The sequence below is a fragment of the Mycolicibacterium sp. MU0053 genome (genome assembly GCF_963378095.1).
Taxonomy (GTDB): Bacteria; Actinomycetota; Actinomycetes; order Mycobacteriales; family Mycobacteriaceae; genus Mycobacterium; species Mycobacterium burgundiense.
In genome coordinates this window covers 1558624-1575348 of record NZ_OY726397.1, presented here as the reverse complement: position 1 = coordinate 1575348, position 16725 = coordinate 1558624, and the positions used below count along the sequence as shown (strand labels likewise).

At 67.7% G+C, this 16725-nt stretch carries 16 protein-coding genes; 6 read left to right on the top strand and 10 right to left on the bottom strand.

Annotated features, from left to right (window positions below; all coding sequences use genetic code 11):
* Window positions 1–24 precede the first annotated feature (24 nt).
* Genes RCP80_RS07500 through RCP80_RS07470 form a run of 7 tightly spaced genes read right to left on the bottom strand, consistent with a single transcriptional unit; the run spans window position 25 to window position 8433 of the window.
* Window positions 25–1023, bottom strand: a complete 999-nt coding sequence (locus RCP80_RS07500) for a cyclase family protein (RefSeq protein WP_308481736.1) — start codon at window positions 1021–1023, stop codon at window positions 25–27.
* 2 nt (window positions 1024–1025) lie between these two features.
* On the bottom strand, window positions 1026–1859 hold the full coding sequence (locus RCP80_RS07495; protein ID WP_308481735.1) for a coniferyl-alcohol dehydrogenase: 834 nt from the start codon (window positions 1857–1859) through the stop codon (window positions 1026–1028).
* Window positions 1860–1861: 2 nt separating this feature from the next.
* Complete coding sequence (locus RCP80_RS07490; protein WP_308481734.1) at window positions 1862–3181, bottom strand: LLM class flavin-dependent oxidoreductase; 1320 nt, start codon at window positions 3179–3181, stop codon at window positions 1862–1864.
* A gap of 11 nt (window positions 3182–3192) precedes the next feature.
* Window positions 3193–4974 carry an FAD-binding protein gene (locus tag RCP80_RS07485; RefSeq protein WP_308481733.1) on the bottom strand — a complete coding sequence of 594 codons (1782 nt, stop codon included), beginning with the start codon at window positions 4972–4974 and terminating at the stop codon, window positions 3193–3195.
* Window positions 4971–5888: a 3-carboxyethylcatechol 2,3-dioxygenase gene (locus RCP80_RS07480; protein WP_308481732.1), complete on the bottom strand. Its 918-nt coding sequence runs from the start codon at window positions 5886–5888 to the stop codon at window positions 4971–4973. Before RCP80_RS07480 ends, RCP80_RS07485 begins: the two co-directional genes overlap by 4 nt.
* Window positions 5845–7566 (bottom strand): bifunctional 3-(3-hydroxy-phenyl)propionate/3-hydroxycinnamic acid hydroxylase, encoded by a 1722-nt coding sequence (locus RCP80_RS07475; protein WP_308481731.1) that lies wholly within the window; start codon window positions 7564–7566, stop codon window positions 5845–5847. Before RCP80_RS07475 ends, RCP80_RS07480 begins: the two co-directional genes overlap by 44 nt.
* On the bottom strand, window positions 7567–8433 hold the full coding sequence (locus RCP80_RS07470; RefSeq protein WP_308481730.1) for an alpha/beta fold hydrolase: 867 nt from the start codon (window positions 8431–8433) through the stop codon (window positions 7567–7569).
* A gap of 106 nt (window positions 8434–8539) precedes the next feature.
* Here RCP80_RS07470 and RCP80_RS07465 point away from each other — a divergent pair, with 106 nt between their 5' ends.
* Together RCP80_RS07465 and RCP80_RS07460 are read left to right on the top strand one after the other, a co-directional pair.
* Window positions 8540–9265: an IclR family transcriptional regulator gene (locus tag RCP80_RS07465; protein ID WP_308481729.1), complete on the top strand. Its 726-nt coding sequence runs from the start codon at window positions 8540–8542 to the stop codon at window positions 9263–9265.
* Between the two features lie 35 nt (window positions 9266–9300).
* Window positions 9301–10950 carry an FAD-dependent oxidoreductase gene (locus RCP80_RS07460; RefSeq protein WP_308481728.1) on the top strand — a complete coding sequence of 550 codons (1650 nt, stop codon included), beginning with the start codon at window positions 9301–9303 and terminating at the stop codon, window positions 10948–10950.
* 47 nt (window positions 10951–10997) lie between these two features.
* On the opposite strand, the gene RCP80_RS07455 is transcribed toward RCP80_RS07460, so the two are convergent.
* Both RCP80_RS07455 and RCP80_RS07450 read right to left on the bottom strand, forming a co-directional pair.
* A complete protein-coding gene (locus RCP80_RS07455; protein ID WP_308481727.1) occupies window positions 10998–12017 on the bottom strand; it encodes an NAD-dependent epimerase/dehydratase family protein in 1020 nt (339 codons plus the stop codon).
* Window positions 12007–13551, bottom strand: coding sequence for an AMP-binding protein (locus RCP80_RS07450; protein WP_308481726.1), 1545 nt, complete (start codon window positions 13549–13551; stop codon window positions 12007–12009). The genes RCP80_RS07455 and RCP80_RS07450 overlap by 11 nt, the downstream gene beginning before the upstream one ends.
* 204 nt (window positions 13552–13755) lie before the next feature.
* Between RCP80_RS07450 and RCP80_RS07445 the strand changes: the two genes are divergently transcribed.
* Both RCP80_RS07445 and RCP80_RS07440 read left to right on the top strand, forming a co-directional pair.
* Window positions 13756–14181, top strand: a complete 426-nt coding sequence (locus RCP80_RS07445) for a hypothetical protein (RefSeq protein ID WP_308481725.1) — start codon at window positions 13756–13758, stop codon at window positions 14179–14181.
* Between the two features lie 2 nt (window positions 14182–14183).
* Window positions 14184–14603, top strand: a complete 420-nt coding sequence (locus tag RCP80_RS07440) for an Rv2576c family protein (RefSeq protein ID WP_308481724.1) — start codon at window positions 14184–14186, stop codon at window positions 14601–14603.
* Between the two features lie 56 nt (window positions 14604–14659).
* On the opposite strand, the gene RCP80_RS07435 is transcribed toward RCP80_RS07440, so the two are convergent.
* The gene (locus tag RCP80_RS07435; RefSeq protein ID WP_308482738.1) at window positions 14660–15082 is read right to left on the bottom strand and encodes a hypothetical protein; all 423 of its coding nucleotides are present in this window, start codon (window positions 15080–15082) and stop codon (window positions 14660–14662) included.
* Window positions 15083–15242: 160 nt separating this feature from the next.
* On the opposite strand from RCP80_RS07435, the gene RCP80_RS07430 reads away from it, so the two are divergent.
* The gene (locus RCP80_RS07430; protein WP_308481723.1) at window positions 15243–15968 is read left to right on the top strand and encodes an Rv1363c family protein; all 726 of its coding nucleotides are present in this window, start codon (window positions 15243–15245) and stop codon (window positions 15966–15968) included.
* Between the two features lie 102 nt (window positions 15969–16070).
* The gene (locus RCP80_RS07425; protein ID WP_373693465.1) at window positions 16071–16556 is read left to right on the top strand and encodes an Rv2253/PknI dimerization domain-containing protein; all 486 of its coding nucleotides are present in this window, start codon (window positions 16071–16073) and stop codon (window positions 16554–16556) included.
* Window positions 16557–16725: the final 169 nt, after the last annotated feature.

Sequence of the window (16725 nt, the reverse complement as noted above, 5' to 3'; positions counted from 1 at the left end):
GGTGTTGTTCTTCGACAGACGGGACTATTTGATCGCGATCGGATTCACCGGGGAGCCCACCGCCCCAACGACACTGAGCGGGGGTGCGATCAATTGGAACTCGTAGATGCCGTCGGCGGCGCAGTCGGCGGACAACGCGCCCAGGTCCCAGTATTCCCCGAGCATCAGGCCCATGTCACGCAGGCACAGCATGTGCATGGGCAGGAAGGTGCCCTCGACGCCGGCGCTCGGATCGGGATCCTCGACCATCAGGTTGTCGGCCGCGACCGCGGCGACCTCGTTGGCGTGCAGCCAGGCCGCACAACGCCAGTCCAGCCCGGACCCGGCCTCGGCGCCGTCGCCGGTGGCGCTGAAGCGGGTCCACCAGCCGGTGTGGACCAGCACCACGTCACCGCTGCGCACCTGCACGCCCTGACTCCGGGCCACCGCATCGAGTTCGTCCGGCGTGACCGGGCTGCCCGGTTCCAGGAACACCTCCGCCCCACGGAAGCGCACCACGTCGAGCAGCACCCCCCGCGATGTGATGCCCTTGCCGTCGACCTTGTCGATGCCGCAGTGGTAAGCCCCGAAGCTGGTCACCGAATCGGCGGGAAATCCGTTGTACAGCTTGTCCTCGTAGTACACGTGGCTGAGCGCATCCCACTGCGAGGCGGCCTGCAAGTTCATCACGACCATGTCATCGTTGAACCGGAACGGGTTGTCGGCGAAGAACGCGCTGACGTCGTGCGCCACCGCGTTGCGTAGCCACTCGGGCCCGTAGCGCACCAGCGTGTCGGCGTCGCCCCCGTCGACGGTCATCACGTGGACGGGGTTGTTACGGAACTTGAACGCGCCCTGCGGACCGTTGGAGCCGAAGTCCACCCCGAGCGGAAACACCTTGCCCTGCCTGGCCAAGCCGGCGGCCTCGACGACCTTCTCCGGGGTGATGAAGTTCAGCGTGCCCACCTCGTCGGCGGCGCCCCAGCGACCCCAGTTGCGCACCTCGTCGGCCATCTTGCGGAAATCGTGCATGGTGCCGGCCATCGCTACCTTCCGGAGATCTTGTCGAGGGAACCGTACGAAGAACTGAACCGCTGGGCCAGGATGCCCCCGTCGGCCCAAATCACCTGACCGGTGATGTAACTGGCCGCCGGACTGCCGAGGAACACCAGCACGGCGGCCTGCTCCTCGGCGGTGGAGGCGCGGCCCAACGGCGTGGTGAACGAGTCGAGGTACTGCTCGCCGTAGGCCGACCGCAACTGGTCGAGGATCGGCGTCTCGGTCACTCCGGGGGCGGTGCAGTTGATCCGGATACCGCGCGCTCCGAGTTCGCTCACCTTGCCCATGGTGTAGAGGATCGTCGCCTCCTTGGACAGCCGATACCCGCCGCCGTCAGCGAGCGCGTCGGGATGCTCGGTGCACCACCGCACCCCCTCAGCTGGGGATCCGGTGGCGACCAGACCGGCTGTCACGGAGGCATTCTCGCGATAGGCCGACGCGGCCAACGAGGACACCGAGGTGATCGAACCCCCGGCGGGGATCCGTTGCATCATCGTCTCGGTGAAAGCCCGCATGCCCAGGAAGTTGATCCGCACCACCAGCATCGGGTCACCGATGCCGGAGGACACCCCGGCGACGTTGAACAGCGCGTCGACGCCGCCGTCGACCGCGCCGCCGGCGGCATCCACCGACTCCGGATCGGACAGGTCCACCGCGATGAAGTCGTCGACCTCGTGCTGCGGCACCCTGAGGTCCAGCCCCGTCACGCGCGCGCCCAGCCGCCGCAATTGCAGCGCCGCCTGCGAGCCGATCCCCGACGCGCAGCCGGTGACCACGACGTGTTTACCGTCGTAGCGCACCAGCTCATCGAGGGCGGTCACATTCAGCTCGCCGATTCGCGCTGGGCCTTCTGATCCTTCTCCAGTTGCGCGGCCTTCACCCGACCCTCGTTGATCTCGGCCATCGCCTCGGGGATCTCGCCGGCGGTGAACTTGCCACCGCGTCCGGTGGGCAGCCCGCCGAAGGCGTACGTCTCGTCGAAAAGCGGTGCATCGGAGGGCTGCCGGCGCGCCTCGACCTTCTCGATGACCGGCGCCAGGCGCTTGGCCTTGGCGGCCACGGCCTTCTGATCACGCTCGATGAACTCCGGCAGGATCTCCTTGCCCATGATCTCGATGGATTCCATGGTGCCCTCATGGCTGCGCGGATTCAGCAGCAGGATGATCTCGTCGACGCCGCTGGCCTCGTAGCTGCGCAGGAACTCGCGCACGGTGTCCGGTCCGCCGATGGCGCCGCGGCCCGGACCGTAGGCCAGGGTCGGATCCTCCTTGACGGCCTCCTCGTACCGCTCCCACACCTTGGTGCGGCCCGGGGTGTGCATGCCGGTGAGGTAGTAGTGCATGATCCCGAACGAGAAGAAGCCGCCACCGATGCCGAGACGCTTGAGCGCCTCGTCGTCGTTCTTGGCGACCATCATCGACAGGTCGCCGCCGATGGCCAGCAGATTCGGGTTGATCGCCGGGGTGACAGGCACACCCTTTTCCTCGAACTCCTGGTAGTAACCGTCGACGCGCTCCTTGAGGGCCTCCGGACCGGTGTAGGCGAAGCTCAGCGCGCCGATGGCCTTCTGCGCGGCCATCTGCACCGACGACGGGCGGGTGCACGCCACCCAGACCGGCGGGTGCGGCTTCTGCAGCGGCTTGGGAATGACGTTGCGCGCGGGCATTTCAACGTGCTCACCCTTGAAGCCGGTGAAGGGCTCTTCGACCATGCAGCGGATCGCGACCTCGAGCGCCTCTTCCCATTGGGCGCGCTTGTCGGCCGGGTCGATGTTGAACCCGCCGAGCTCGGCAACCGAGGAGCCCTCACCGGTACCGAACTCCACGCGACCGCCCGACAGGTGATCGAGGGTGGCGACCCGCTCGGCGATCCGGGCCGGGTGGTTGATCGGCGGGGGCAGGTGCATGACCCCGAAGCCCAGCCGAATGTCCTTGGTGCGCTGGCTCGCTGCCGCGAGGAACATTTCCGGTGCCGTCGAGTGGCAGTACTCCTCGAGGAAGTGGTGCTCGGTCAGCCACACCGTCGAGAAGCCGGCCTTGTCGGCGGCCTCGACTTCGTCCAGACCGTGCTGGAACAACTGGTGTTCGTCGTCTTCCGACCACGGCCGAGGCAACGGGAATTCGTAGAACAGCGAGATCTTCATGGAGTGCCTCCTCAGGCGTTGCGGACGTTGTCGTGGGGTCGTTGGAGTCGGTCGGGTAGGCGGTCTTCGGCGATGTGGCGGGCGGCGACATAGCCGAACGCCATCGCGGGGCCGATGGTGGCACCGGCACCGGCGTAGCTGCGGCCCATGACCGCAGCGGCGGCGTTGCCGACCGCGTACAGGCCCGCGATCGGCCGCTCCTCGGTATCGAGCACGCGAGCGAATTCGTCGGTGCGCAGTCCGCCGGAGGTGCCCAGATCGCCGAGGATGATCTGGAATGCGTAATACGGCGGCTTGGACAATGGGTAGAGATTCGGATTGGGCAACGTCGGGTCGCCGTAGTAGTTGTCGTAGGCGCTGTCTCCGCGCTGGAAGTCGTCGTCGTGACCCTGGCGCGCGAGTTCGTTGAAGCGCTCGGCGGTTTCGCGCAATGCGGCGGTGGGCACGTCGATCTTGGCGGCCAGGTCCTCCCAGCTGTGCCCCTCCTTGACGATGCCGGACTCCAGCCAGGCTTTCGGGATCTTCCAGCCCGTCGGCACCGGAGCGAACGGGATCTTCGGGATCGGTAGGTGGCCGCCGACCACGTAGCGGTGAAACGACCGCTTGTCGGTGATCAGCCACACCGGGATGTGGGTGACCCCGGAGCGCTGCCCCTCGATCATCGCGTGCGCGAAGTCCATGTACGGCGCGGCCTCGTTGATGAAGCGCTTACCCGCCCCGTTGACCACGAACTGCGCCGGCATCATGCGTTCGTTGAGCATGAACTGCAGGCGGCCGTCGGGCCAGCACATGGCCGGGAACCACCACGCCTCGTCCATCAGTTCGGTGGCGGCGCCCACCTTCTGGCCGGCCCGGATGCCGTCACCGGTGGCGGCGGGATTGCCGAAGCTCCAATCCTTTTCGACCTCCGGTAAGTACTCGCGCCGCCAGTCCATGTCGTGGTCGAAGCCGCCCGAGGCGATGATGACCCCGGCCCGCGCCCCGATCCGCTGACTGCGACCGTCCCGCTCGACGATCGCGCCGATCACGCGCGCCGACGGACCGTCGCCGTCGGTGATGAGTTCGGTCATCGGGCTCTCGAGCCACAGCGGGATGTCGTGCTCCTTGAGCGCCAACCGCATCCGCGCCGCCAACGACTGGCCGATGGCCGCCATCCGATCACCGAACACCCTGGCCCGGAACATCCGCCAGATCAGCTTCACCAGCACGGCCTTGCCGCGCCAGTTCTGCCGCACCTGATAGAACAGCCGCAGATCCTTGGGGGCAAACCAGATGCCCTTGGGCGCCAGGGCCAGCGGCTGCAACAGGTGCTCTTCTTCGGCACCGAGCTTGCGCAGGTCCATGGCCGGCACGTTGATGGTGCTGCCCAGCTCCGAGCCACCCGGCAACTCCGGGTAGTAGTCGGCGTAGCCCGGCTTCCACACGAACTCGAACCAGCGACTGCGGTCCTCCAGGAACTGCATCATCTTCGGGGCCGCGTCGACGTACTGGCGCAGCCGGGCGTCGCTGACCAAGCCACCGGTGATCTGCTTGAGGTAGCCGAAGACCTCCTCCGGATCGGGCGTATAACCCTCCCGGCGTTGCGAGGGCGCACCCGGCACCCAGATTCCACCGCCGGACAGCGCGGTGGAACCGCCGTAGTGCGCGGACTTTTCGATCACGAGCCCGTCGAGGCCCGCGGCTTGGGCGGTCAACGCGGCGGTCATGCCACCGCCGCCACTGCCGACGACCAACACGTCGACCTCGTGGTCGAAGCCGCCGCTGGGTTCACTGCCGGAGTTCGTCGCCGTCATCGGGGCACCGCCGTTCGGATCGCAAACCCGGCGATGAGTTCTGGCGCCGGGCGGTAATAGTGGGTGGCGGTCGCATAGGGTCCCCGGGCGGCCAGGGCCGCAAACGCCGCCACCCAGGTACGGACCTCGTGCGCGGAGTTGCCGGCTTCGGCGGCGATCCAGGCGTTGGTCCAGGCGTCGACCTCGTCGAGCCGGTTGCCGTCGAGCAGGTCCAGGAAGGACCGGTCCCAGTCGGGATTCAGGGGCTGCAGCGGGGAGTCGCCGTGGGCAAAGGAGTTCGCGGCCGCGATCACCGCGTCCTGCCGGGCCGCCCGCTGCTCGGGGCTCATCGCGACGCCGCGGACAATGCGGTCCAGCGCGGCCGGCGGCGCGGTGGCCAACGTCGGTACCGGCGGATCATGGGACAGTCCACCGGATCCCAGCAGCAACACCCGCTTGTCCAGCGTCGCCAGGAACTCACCGATCGCGGTGCCCAGTGCGCGAGTGCGGCGCATCGGTCCCAGTGGGGTCGCCACCGAGTTGAGGAAGACCGGGATGACGGGCACGGCCGTGGCGTCGCCGAACAGCGTCTGCAGCGGCTGGACCGTGCCGTGGTCGACCTCCATGCCGGCCGAGATCGCCACGTCCACCCCGGCGTCGAGAACCGCAGTGGCACAGGCGGTCGCGATGTCCTCGGCAACATCGAGCGGACCCGACTGGGTGCCGTAGTCCCCCACGCCGACCGCGGCGGTCCCGATGCAGAACGGCGGCATCAGCTTGTAGAAGAAGCCGTTGTAGTGGTCGGGGGCGAAGATCACCACCAGTTCCGGGTCGAACTCGGCGACGAACTCGCGGGCCGCGGCCAGCGCGCCGCTGATGTCCTCGAGCAGCTCAGCCGGCGGTCCCGGAAGATTCAGCAGCGGGCTGTGCGACATGCAGCACAGTGCGATTGGCGCCATGGTTCTCACCGCCTTCCGAGGCCCTCGAGTCGCCGACGTGCAGGACGGCGAACAGTTCGTCGCTGATCTCGGCGGCGCGCTGCGCCACACAGGCCGCGGCGATGCAGCGGTCGGGCCGCAGGAACAACACCGAGTCGGTGTGGCCGTCGAAAAACCCCTTCAGCGCGCCCGTGCGGTCGCCGACCACGGTCACGTCGGGGTCGTCGGTGTGCTCGTCGTCCGGCCGCCAGTGCAACTGTGTGATCGGGCGGGCCGCAATGAATGTGGTGCCCAACGCCTTCCAGCGCTCCAACGTTTCGGTGCCGAGCAGCCGGCGCGGATCGTTGTTCCAGCACAGCACCGCGAAGCCGGGGCCGATGACGTCGTCGAGCAGCACGTTCTGCTCGGTGCGGGTGTCGACGCGCGGTTGGATGAACAGCGTGCCGGCCGACGAACTCGGCGCCGGCGGTGTACTGCCGTGCACCACCGCGCCCTGCTCGTAACGCGGCATCGGCTTGAACCGCATCTCCAACACGTAGCGCTTCAGCGACGGGACTATCGAAGCGGTCCGGATCAGCCTGTCGCGCACCCCCGCGATGCGTCGATTGGTCGGGGAGATCACCCGGCCGACCATGGTGGACAGGTCGATCATGGCGCGCGCATGCTTGCGCCGCTCGGTGTCGTAGCTGTCGAGCAGGCCGTCGTCGGCGTGCCCGTTGACCACGGCAGCGAGCTTCCAGCCCAGGTTCGCGGCGTCCCGGATGCCGCTGTTGTAGCCCTGCCCCTGCCACACCGGCATGAGGTGCGCGGCGTCGCCGGCCAGCATCAGCCGACCCTTGCGGAAGGCCCCCGCAATGCGGGAATGGTGCGTGTAGACGCGGTGCCGGATGATGTCCACCCGATCGGGATGCGGGACGAAGGTGGCCAGCAGCTTGCTGACGAACGCGGGCTCGGACGCCAACTCGTCGGATTCGTGGTCGTGAATCATGAACTCGAAGCGGCGAATTCCGTGCGCGATCGAGATCGAGGCGTAGGGCCGGTCCGGGTCGGCGCCGACCTCGCTGTTGGGATGGCCCAGCGGGTCGTTGGCCAGATCGATCACCACCCACCGCGTCGGCGAGGTGGTGCCGTCGAAGGACACTCCCATCAGGTGTCGGGTGGCGCTGCGGCCACCGTCGCAACCGACCACATAGCGCGCGTGCACCTGCGAGGTCGTGCCGTCCCCGGCGGTCAGGCCGAGGGTGACGCCGTCGGCGGTCTCGGCGACCGTCGTCATCTGGGTGTCCCACCGCACCTCGACATGCTCGAATCGGTCGATGCCGACCAGCAATTCGGCATCGACGAGCGGCTGGACGAAGCCGTTGCGCTTGGGCCAGCCGAACCGGGCATCGGGTGGGGCCATCTCGACCAGCAACCGCCGGTTCGCGTCGAAGAACCGCAGGATCTGATTGGGCACGGTGTGCGGCAGCACCGCGTCGACCAGTCCGATCGACTGGAAGGTGCGCAACGATTCGTCATCCAGGCCGACCCCGCGCGGGTAGTCGATCAGGGTCTCGCGCTCTTCCACGATGAGCGTCCGAACACCCTGCAGGCCAAGGATGTTGGCCAGGGTGAGGCCGACCGGGCCGGCACCCACGATCACCACCGCGGGGTTGTCCGGACTGCTGGCCGCCACTTACGCCCTCCCCAGCAGGAAGTCGACATGCAGGCGGTTGAAGGTGTCAGGGTCCTCGTACTGCGGCCAATGCCCGCAGCCGGCCATCACCTCGAAGCGGGCGCCGGGGATCATCGAGGCGATCCGACTGCCCTCGCTGACATCAGCAGTGGGGTCGTCGCTGGTCCACAGCACCAGCGTGGGTGCGGTGATGGCGCCGTAGTCCTTGGGGCCCATCAGGTTCCGGGCCCGGATCTCCGGGTCCTGCAGTGCCATGATGTCGCGCATCGCGGCGACGAAGCCCGGCAACCGGTAGATGCGTTGCCGACTGGCGACGATGTCGTCGTAATCCTTGGACTTGTCGGCCATCAACCACTTGATCCGGGCCTGGACGGTTTCCCAGGTCGGATCCTCGACCGCGGCCATCGATAGCGTGATGATGCGCTTCATCACCTCGGGATCGGCCTGGGAACCGCCGGCCGTGTTGAGCACCAACCGGATGATCCGGTCGGGGTGCTCCGCGGCCGCCCGCGACGCCACCCAGCCGCCCAGGGACTCCCCGGACAGGTAGACCTGGTCGGCGCCGATGGCATCGAAGAACGCCAACAGGTGCTCGACGTAGTGCTGGACCTCGAGCGGGTGGCCCGGCTTGTCGGTGTAGCCGTGCCCGAGCATGTCGATCGACCAGGTGGAGAAGTGCTCGGCGTGCGCCGCGAGGTTACGCACATAGGCCTCGGCGTGCCCGCCGGAGCCGTGCAGCAGCACCAAAGTCGGCTTTTCCCGATCCCCGGCGTGCAGGTATCGGGTGCGCACACCCCCGGCATCCAGGTACCCCTGCGAGAACGGAACGCCCTGAAGATCGCTCCATACGCTCTCGAACTCAGCCACAAAATGCCTTTCTGCCAGCGATTACGTCATTCTCTTTTGGTGAGATCGATGTGTGCTAATATCGTACATCGATGTGCACTATGTATAGAGCATCACTCTCGCAGTGATGTCTGTCAAGAGAGGATCTGCCGCGACCGAGCAGCCGATAACCGTTGTCGCCACGGGCGCACCGGGCTCGCAGACGCTGGCCCGGGGACTGATCGCGCTTCAGGTGGTGGCGTCGACCCCGGGCGGCTTGACCGCGCAACAGGTCGCCGAGCGCATCGGCGTGCACCGGACGATCGCCTACCGCCTGCTGAGCACGCTGGCGCAGTTCCGGATGGTGGCCAAGGCCGAGGACGGCCGATACCGCTCGGCCGCCGGTTTGGTGGCGCTCGGGGCGTCGTTCGACAACAACCTGCGTCAGGTGTGCCTGCCGCGGCTACGGTCGCTGGCCGACGAGCTGTCCACCACCGTCTCGATGCTGGTGGCCGAGGGCGACCAGCAGGTCGCCATCGCCGTCATCGTGCCCACCCAGGTCTCCTACCAACTGTCCTTCCATGAGGGCAGCCGGTACCCGCTGGACCGCGGTGCGGCCGGCATCGCACTGCTGGCCAGCATGCCGCCCCGACCCGGAGAACGGGATCTGGTGACCCTGACCCGGGAACAGGGGTGGGTGATCACCCACGGCGAAATCGAACCCAACACCTACGGCCTGGCCGTCCCGGTGCACCGACTGCCGCCGTCACCGGCCACCTGCCTCAACCTCATCTCCCATCGCGAGGACGTCGTCGAACACGGCCGCGACGCGGTGATCCGGGCAGCCGAAGAGTTGTCGGTGATTCTGAGCTGACCCTTGACCGTCGTATATCGAAAGGACTTGGCGCCGTGACCATCAGGGAACAGGACGCAACCAACTGGGACCGGGAAACCGACGTGGTGGTACTCGGCACCGGTGGCGCCGGGCTGACCGCCGCGTTGGCGGCGGCCGTGGCCGGCCAAGGCAACGTCCGAGTGGACGTCTACGAGAAGGCCGAGACCGTCGGTGGCACCACCGCGGTGTCCGGCGGGATCGCCTGGATCCCCGCGCACCATCGGGCCCCCGATGCCGACCTCACCGTCGAGGACGCCATGGCCTACCTGCGCGCCCAGTCCTTCGGCGCGATGGACGAAGCGTTGGTGGAGACCTTCGTGCGCACCGGTCCCGCGATGATCGACTTCGTCGAGGCGCACAGCGACATGCGGTTCGAGATCGCCACCGGATTCCCGGACTACAAGCCCGAACTGCCCGGCGGTCGACCCGGCGGCGGGCGCTCGCTGGGGCCGATCCCCTATGACCTGAACCGGATCCCGCTCTGGCGCGACCGGATCACGTCGTTTCCGCCCGACTTCAGCAACGTCGGTATCGACGCCGAAACCCGAGCGCGGCTGCACGCCGACATCGACGACACCTCGGGAGACATCGTCGTCGCCGGCACCGCGTTGATCGCCGGACTGCTCAAGGGCGTGCTCGATGCCGGGATCACCCCGTTCACCGGAACCCGGGCGACCGAACTGCTCGCGCAGGACGGCGTCATCGCGGGGGTGCGAATCAGCGCCGGCGACAACACCATCAACGTGCGAGCCCACCGCGGGGTCATCCTGGCCAACGGCGGATTCGAGTGGGACACCGCGCTGGTCGAGGCATTCCTGCGCGGGCCCATGCACGGTCCGGTGTCGCCGCCCACCAACACCGGCGATGCGCTGCGGATGGCGATGGCCCACGGCGCCGATCTGGCCAACATGGGTGAAGCCTGGTGGGTGCCGATCGTGCAGATCCCCGACGACACCATCGACGGCCACCAGCGCAGCCGCAGCGTGCGCCTGGAGCGGACCCGCCCGCGCAGCATCATCGTCAACCGAGCCGGCCGGCGGTTCATCAACGAGGCCTGCGACTACAACTCGATGGCCGGCGCCTTCCAGTACCTGCACCCGCGCGACGGTTACGTCAACGACCCGGCCTGGATCGTCTTCGACGATCAGCACCTGAAGCGCTACGGCTTCCTGGGCGTGGAACCCGGCGAGGCGGCCCCGGCCTGGTTCTGCGGGTCCAAGGACCTCAACGAACTCGCCGACAAGACCGGCATCGACGCCGACGGGCTGGCACAGACGTTGGCCGCGTGGAACCGCACCGTCGACCGCGAGGATCCGCGCGATCCCGAGTTCGGCCGCGGCAGCAGCGCTTACGACGGGTACTGGGGTGATCCCAGCGCGTCGACCGACGCCGGACGCACCCTCGGCCCGCTGGACACCGCGCCGTACTACGCGGTCCCAGTCGCACTCGGAGCGATGGGCACCAAGGGCGGCCCGCGCACCGACCGCGACGGCCGGGTGCTGCACGTGTCCGGCTCGGTGATTCCGGGGCTGTACGCCGCCGGCAACGCGATGGCCGGGGTCACCGGCCGCGCCTACGGTGGGGCGGGCGGCACCATCGGCCCGGCCATGGTGTTCGGCTTCCGCGCCGGTCACCACGCCGCGACCGGTCAGTCCGCGAGCTGACGGCCCCGCGCCGAGATCGACGAAATGCCGGAAGTCACTCCTCGAACTTATCGGCCCAAAGGTGAGTTTGGGCGAGAAGATTGGGCGCGGAAGAAGGCGACGGCGCGGGCCAGCGACTCCTCCACGGGTTCGGGCTTCCAGCCCAGTTCGCGCTCGGCCTTGCTGTGGTCCAGCGGCGACATCAACTCGGCCATCCGTTGACCGGCCGAGGCGAACATCAGGTCCCGGCGCAGCAGCCGCGCGGCGACATCGTTGAGTCGGGCGGCCACTCGTAACATGCTCAGCGGCACCTTGATCCGGGACCGGCGCACCCCGGCGGCGTCGGCGACGACGTTCTGGATCTCGCGCATGGTCATGAAGCGATCGGAGATGATGTACCGCTCGCCGTTGCGGCCCTTCTCGGCGGCCAACAGCATGGCGCGCGCGGCATCCTCGATGCCCACCACCTCCAGGCCGAAGTCCGGGTAGAACGGGACCTTGCCCGCGGCCACCATCGCGACCTGGGAACCGTGCGGCGTCGGCGCCCAGTCGCCGGGGCCGTACGTGGTCGAGACGCACAGCGCCACGGCGGGTAAGCCCTTGTTCCGGGCGTAGTCGAAGAGCAGTTCCTCGGCGGCCACCCGGGCTTCGACGTAGGCGCCGCCCTGATCCCAGTTGCGTGGGTCGTCCTCGGTCACCAGCCGGGTGGTGCTGATCGCCAGCGTGCCGATGGTGCTGGTGAACACGAATTTGCGTAGTCCGGCGGCGATCTCGGGTTCGGTGGCGACATCGAGCACTGCGCGCAACCCGTCGACGTTGGTCCGGAACAGCGGGGCCGGATCGCGCAGCCACATCCGGGCGTCCACCACGCAGTAGTAGATGACATCGCAGCCGGACATGGCTGCGCGCATCGCGTTGTCGTCGAACAGGTCGCCGTAGCGGCGCTCCACGTCGAGATCGTCGATCGCCTTGGTGGAACTGGTCTTTCGCAGCATCACCCGGACGTCTTCGCCGGCCTCGACGAGTTGGCGGGTAACATGCGAACCCAGAAATCCGCTGGCTCCGATGACGAGCTTCTTACCGGTCACAACCGACTCCTTGTCGCACCTTGTACTTCTGCACCTTGCCGCTCGCGGTGCGCGGGAAATCGTCGACCTTCTGCAACTCCTCGGGCCACTTCTGGCGCGCCATGCCGCAGGCCTGGAAGTGCGCCCGCACCTCGTCGAGTCGGGGCAGGTCGTGGCCGGGGTGCATGCGCAGCACCGCGGTGGCGTGCTCGCCGTAGCGTGAGTCGGGCGAGGCCACCACGACGGCCTCGGCCACACCCGGGATCGCCAGCAGCGCCTCCTCGACCTCGACCGCGCTGATGTTCTCCCCGCCGCGGATGATGATGTCGGATTTGCGGTCGGTGATCGTCAGATAGCCATCGTCGTCGAGGACGCCGATGTCACCGGTGTGATACCAGCCGTCGGCGTCGAATGCCTTGGCGGTCAGCGCATCATCGGTGTAGCCCAGACACAGGTCCGGGCCGCGGGACAGGATCTCGCCGTCCTCGGCGAGCTTGACCTCGACCCCGGAGAGCGGGCAGCCGTCGGTGTAGAGCCGCTTGTCCTGCGCCGCGTCCCAGCGGGAGCCGGTGATCGAGGGGTGCTCGGTGCTGCCGTACGAGCGGTACGTGTTGATGCCGAGATCGGTGAGCCGCTTGGTGACCGCGATCGGTACCGTCGACCCGCCGAGACCGACGGTGCGGACACCGGCGAGGTGCTCGGTGGTGAAGTCGGGATGGTCCAACAGGCTCGTGACGAAGTACGGCGGACCACCGCCGATCGCCAGACCCTCGCTGATCATCAATGCCAGTGCGACGCCGGGATCCCAGACGTCGGTGAGGTGGATCGGCTGCCGGGACAGCACCGGCATCAGCAAGGCCCCGACCATCCCGATGAAGTGCCCGACCGGCGTCGCGATCAGCTGCTTGCCGGTGTCCGTCATGTTCTGGCCGACCAGCTGATGGGTTTCGTGCACCAGGCTGTGGTGGCTGTGGATGACCCCCTTGGGGGCGCTGGTGGTTCCGGAGGTGTAGGCATACAACGTCGGGGCGGCGGGATCCGTGGGCAGCACACCCTCGAAGGCCACGTCGTCGAGCAGGTCGTCGAAGGTCGGCTGGTCGCCGCCCACCACGCCCACGATCTCGATGTCGGCGGCAAGGTCCGGCTCGAACTTCATGCGCCCGAACGATTCCGCGGTGATGAACACCTTGGGCTGGGCATCGCCGAGGATGTGGGTCAGCTCCTTGCGACCGTAGAAGTGCACGATCGGCACCACCACCGCACCGAGGAAGGCCGAGGCCCAGAACGTCGCGGCGGCCTCCACCCAGTTGGGCAGCTGCATCGCCACCACGTCGCCGGCGCGCACGCCCCGCCGGTACAGCCCCGCGGCGAGCCGCCGAGCGGTCGACTCCACCTCGGCGATGGTCCCTCGGTAGGGGCGGACCTTCGAATGCACGCGGAATTCCAGGTCGGCTCCCGCCGGCAGTTCCCGGGCCAGCAGATCGCCCAGGGTGTCGGGCGTCCACCACCCGTTTTCCAGGTACCGCCGAACGAGTTCATCGGGGATTGTTCGCATCGGGATGTGCACTCCTCACCGTCGTCGATGATGCTATTCTCCGATTGCGAGAATGCCAATCTCCGGTGCGGCGAAGGCGGGATTCCGGTTTCGGCCCGATGACCTCCAGTCCCGCTTTATAGTCAGCCGGACACTCGAAGAACCGTGGAGGAATCCGTGAAGTCCATCCGGTCCGTGCTGAGCGCGATGGCCAGCGTCGTTTTAATGTCCGCAGCGCTGGTATCCGCTCCCCCCGCGGCCGCGATGTACTTCGGCAATTACAACCTGCACATCCCGGACCGGCGCGACTTCCACACCTATATTTTCTCGGCGCTGACCCCGTGCAAGGGCGTGTCCGCCGAGGGCGCCACCTGCATCCGTATCCAGACGATTCCGCAGCCGGTCGCCAAGGCGAAGTACATCCAAGCCGACGCCGTCCTGGGCGACGACGGCTTCTACACCATGACCATCGACGACCCCTTCGGCCTGCGGTGCGGCGACATCTATTACGGGCCGACGATTCCCACCCACGACGTCTACCGCTGGCACCGCGACACGCTGGCCGGCGAGATGGTGTCCTCGTTCGCGACCGGGTGCGATGGTGCGCCCGGCGGAAGCTTCACCTACCCGATCTCTTTGACCAGGATGTGACCATGCGCGCACTAGCAACCACTGCGGCAGCCCTTGCGATACTCGGCGGCTCGATCGGTGCGGCCACGCCCGCGATGGCCAATGAGCCGGTGCTGCACCATGTCCGGTACACCGTCAGTGCCGCCGGCCCCATCTGGGCGCACATCTATTACCGCGACGCCGAGCCCGCGGTGTTCTCCGACTACAGCCACAACCCGTACATGTTCAGCCCGCGCGCGGACGTCGATATCGCGCCCGACAAGCCCTGGGTGCTCGACGCGATGTTGGCCGACCCGGGCATGTGGGCGATGGTGACCGTACAGAGCGGTGAATCGTTGGAGTTTCCGACGCCGGAATTCCGCTGTGAGCTCGCGGTCGACGGTGTGGTGGTCAAGACCGACAGCGGCCCCAAGGGCGCGCTGTGCTCAATCCGTAACTGGTAGAGCGGCATTCGGACCAGGCCGCTGCTCCAGCGGCCCGCCGACTCGAACCCGACCCCTTACTGGACGACGGGCATCGTGTCGCCGCGCCGCCACAACGATTCACCGTTCATCGACACGCATGTGAGGAACAATCCATCGGGCGCCTGGGCAACCATGTGCAGGCTGCCGGTGCACGAGCTGTTCTCGTCGCGGATTCCCGCGATCGGGGGCGACCGGAACCATCTCGGCTCGTACCGGCGCGGGGTTCCGCAGAACACCAGGCGGCCGGGCTTGGTCGACGGACCTGCGACCGCGGTCCCGAAGACGTAATAGGTGGTGTTCTCGCAGTAGGACCCCTGGACCACATTCGGCGTGATCCCGGGGACACAGAAGGCGTCGTTGCAAGTCTGCGGGCCCGCCTGCGCTTCGGGCGCAGTGAGCATTCCGGCCGGAGCGCTGAGCATCGCGGACACCGTCGCCGCGGCAGCGGCCATCACCATTACGCGCACGCGTCTACCTTCGCACAGCCGGAAACGAAACTCTTCATTTCGGAGAAGATACTCGACATCCCGACCGGCACGGCAACCGGCGAACGCTACGCTGCATCCAAGAGACGCTGCTAGCGCAGCGCCACCACCCGACAGACGGAGCAGACCCGCCATGGCAGACGACCCGCCCGGCACCGGTGACACTGCACCCGCCGAGCCACTCGACGCGCTGAAACAGGCCAGTGTCGACGAGGCCGAAGCCCAGGCCGCGTTGGCCGCCGCGCGCGCCGAGGCCGCACGCGCGCGGGCGGCCCTGTTGCGCCGCCAAGCCGAGGCCGGCATCGCCCCCGCGGTCGACGCCGCCGGTCCGTCCGGCCCGGCATTGCAGCCCCCGCCCGCTCCGGGTGGGGCCAACACCCCGCCGTGGCGTCCTTTCGCCCTGGGGGCGGCGCTCCTGGCCGTCTGTGGACTGCTGGGGCTCAGCGGCGCCATGGCGTGGCAGCATCACGGCGCCAATCAGGAGCGGGCCCGGTTGGCCGAATACGCGGCGGTGGCCCGGCAAGGCGTGGTGAACCTGATGTCGCTGGATTTCACCGATGCCCAGGAGAACGTGCAACGCGTCATCGACAGCGCCACCGGCAGCTTCAAAGAGGAATTCGAGGCGCAGGCCGACGGCCTGATCACATCGCTCGAAGACGCCAAGGTCATCACCGAGGTCACCGTCGATTCGGTGGCGGTGGAGAACACCGAGAGCGATGCGCCGGTGGTGCTGGTCGCGGCCCAGTCGCAGGCCACCAACGCCGAGGATGCCCGTAAGGATCCACAGCGCTTCCGGATCGCCGTCACCCTGGGGCGGGAGGGCGGCGAACTCAAGATCGCCGACGTCGAGTTTGTCTGAAGCCCGTATCGACGCCAGGCCGGTAGTGATATTCTCCTCGTTTGAGAACCAGGCTATCGCTGCAGGCAGGAGCGCACATTGATCTCGGCGACGAAGGCGGCTGTGACCGCAACGGCCGCAGCGGCATTGGTGGTCGGCGGACTCGCCAACCCGGCAGTGTCCGGCGCCGCGGAATGGGGCATCAACGGCACGTTCGCCACCTCATCCAACGGCGAATGGGCCAAGGTCAACGATCGCTACGAGAAACAACCCGTGACCCGGAGCACCTGGACGATCAGCACCACCTGCACCACGCCGGTGGATTGCGTCGGCACCGTGCAAAGTGACCACGGCTGGAGCGCCCCCATCTACACCAAGAGCGGCGTCTGGTACGTCAAGCGGGCGGTGCCGGAATGGCGGTGGTGCGCGGACGGTGCACCCATCGAAGGTCTGCAGTCGTACCTGATCTACCCCGTCGGCCCTGACGGCCGTGTCGACGCCAAGTCCAACGAATACACCGGCGAGGACGTCACGACGGGGCCGAGCGGGTCCTGTGGCCGCAACCAATGGCCGCACATCCGGATGCCGTTCTACATGAAGAAGATCTGACCCTCGAGGTTTCGCTGCGCCGGCATCGAGATTGCGATGCCGGCGTCCAGATCATCGTGACGGCGGTGTTTCGGGCAACTACCCGCCGCCGATGCAATGTCGTTGCCTCAAGGCAGTTTCGGGCCTCGCCCCGCGAAAGCAAACCGGCCACGGGATTTCCCGTGGCCGG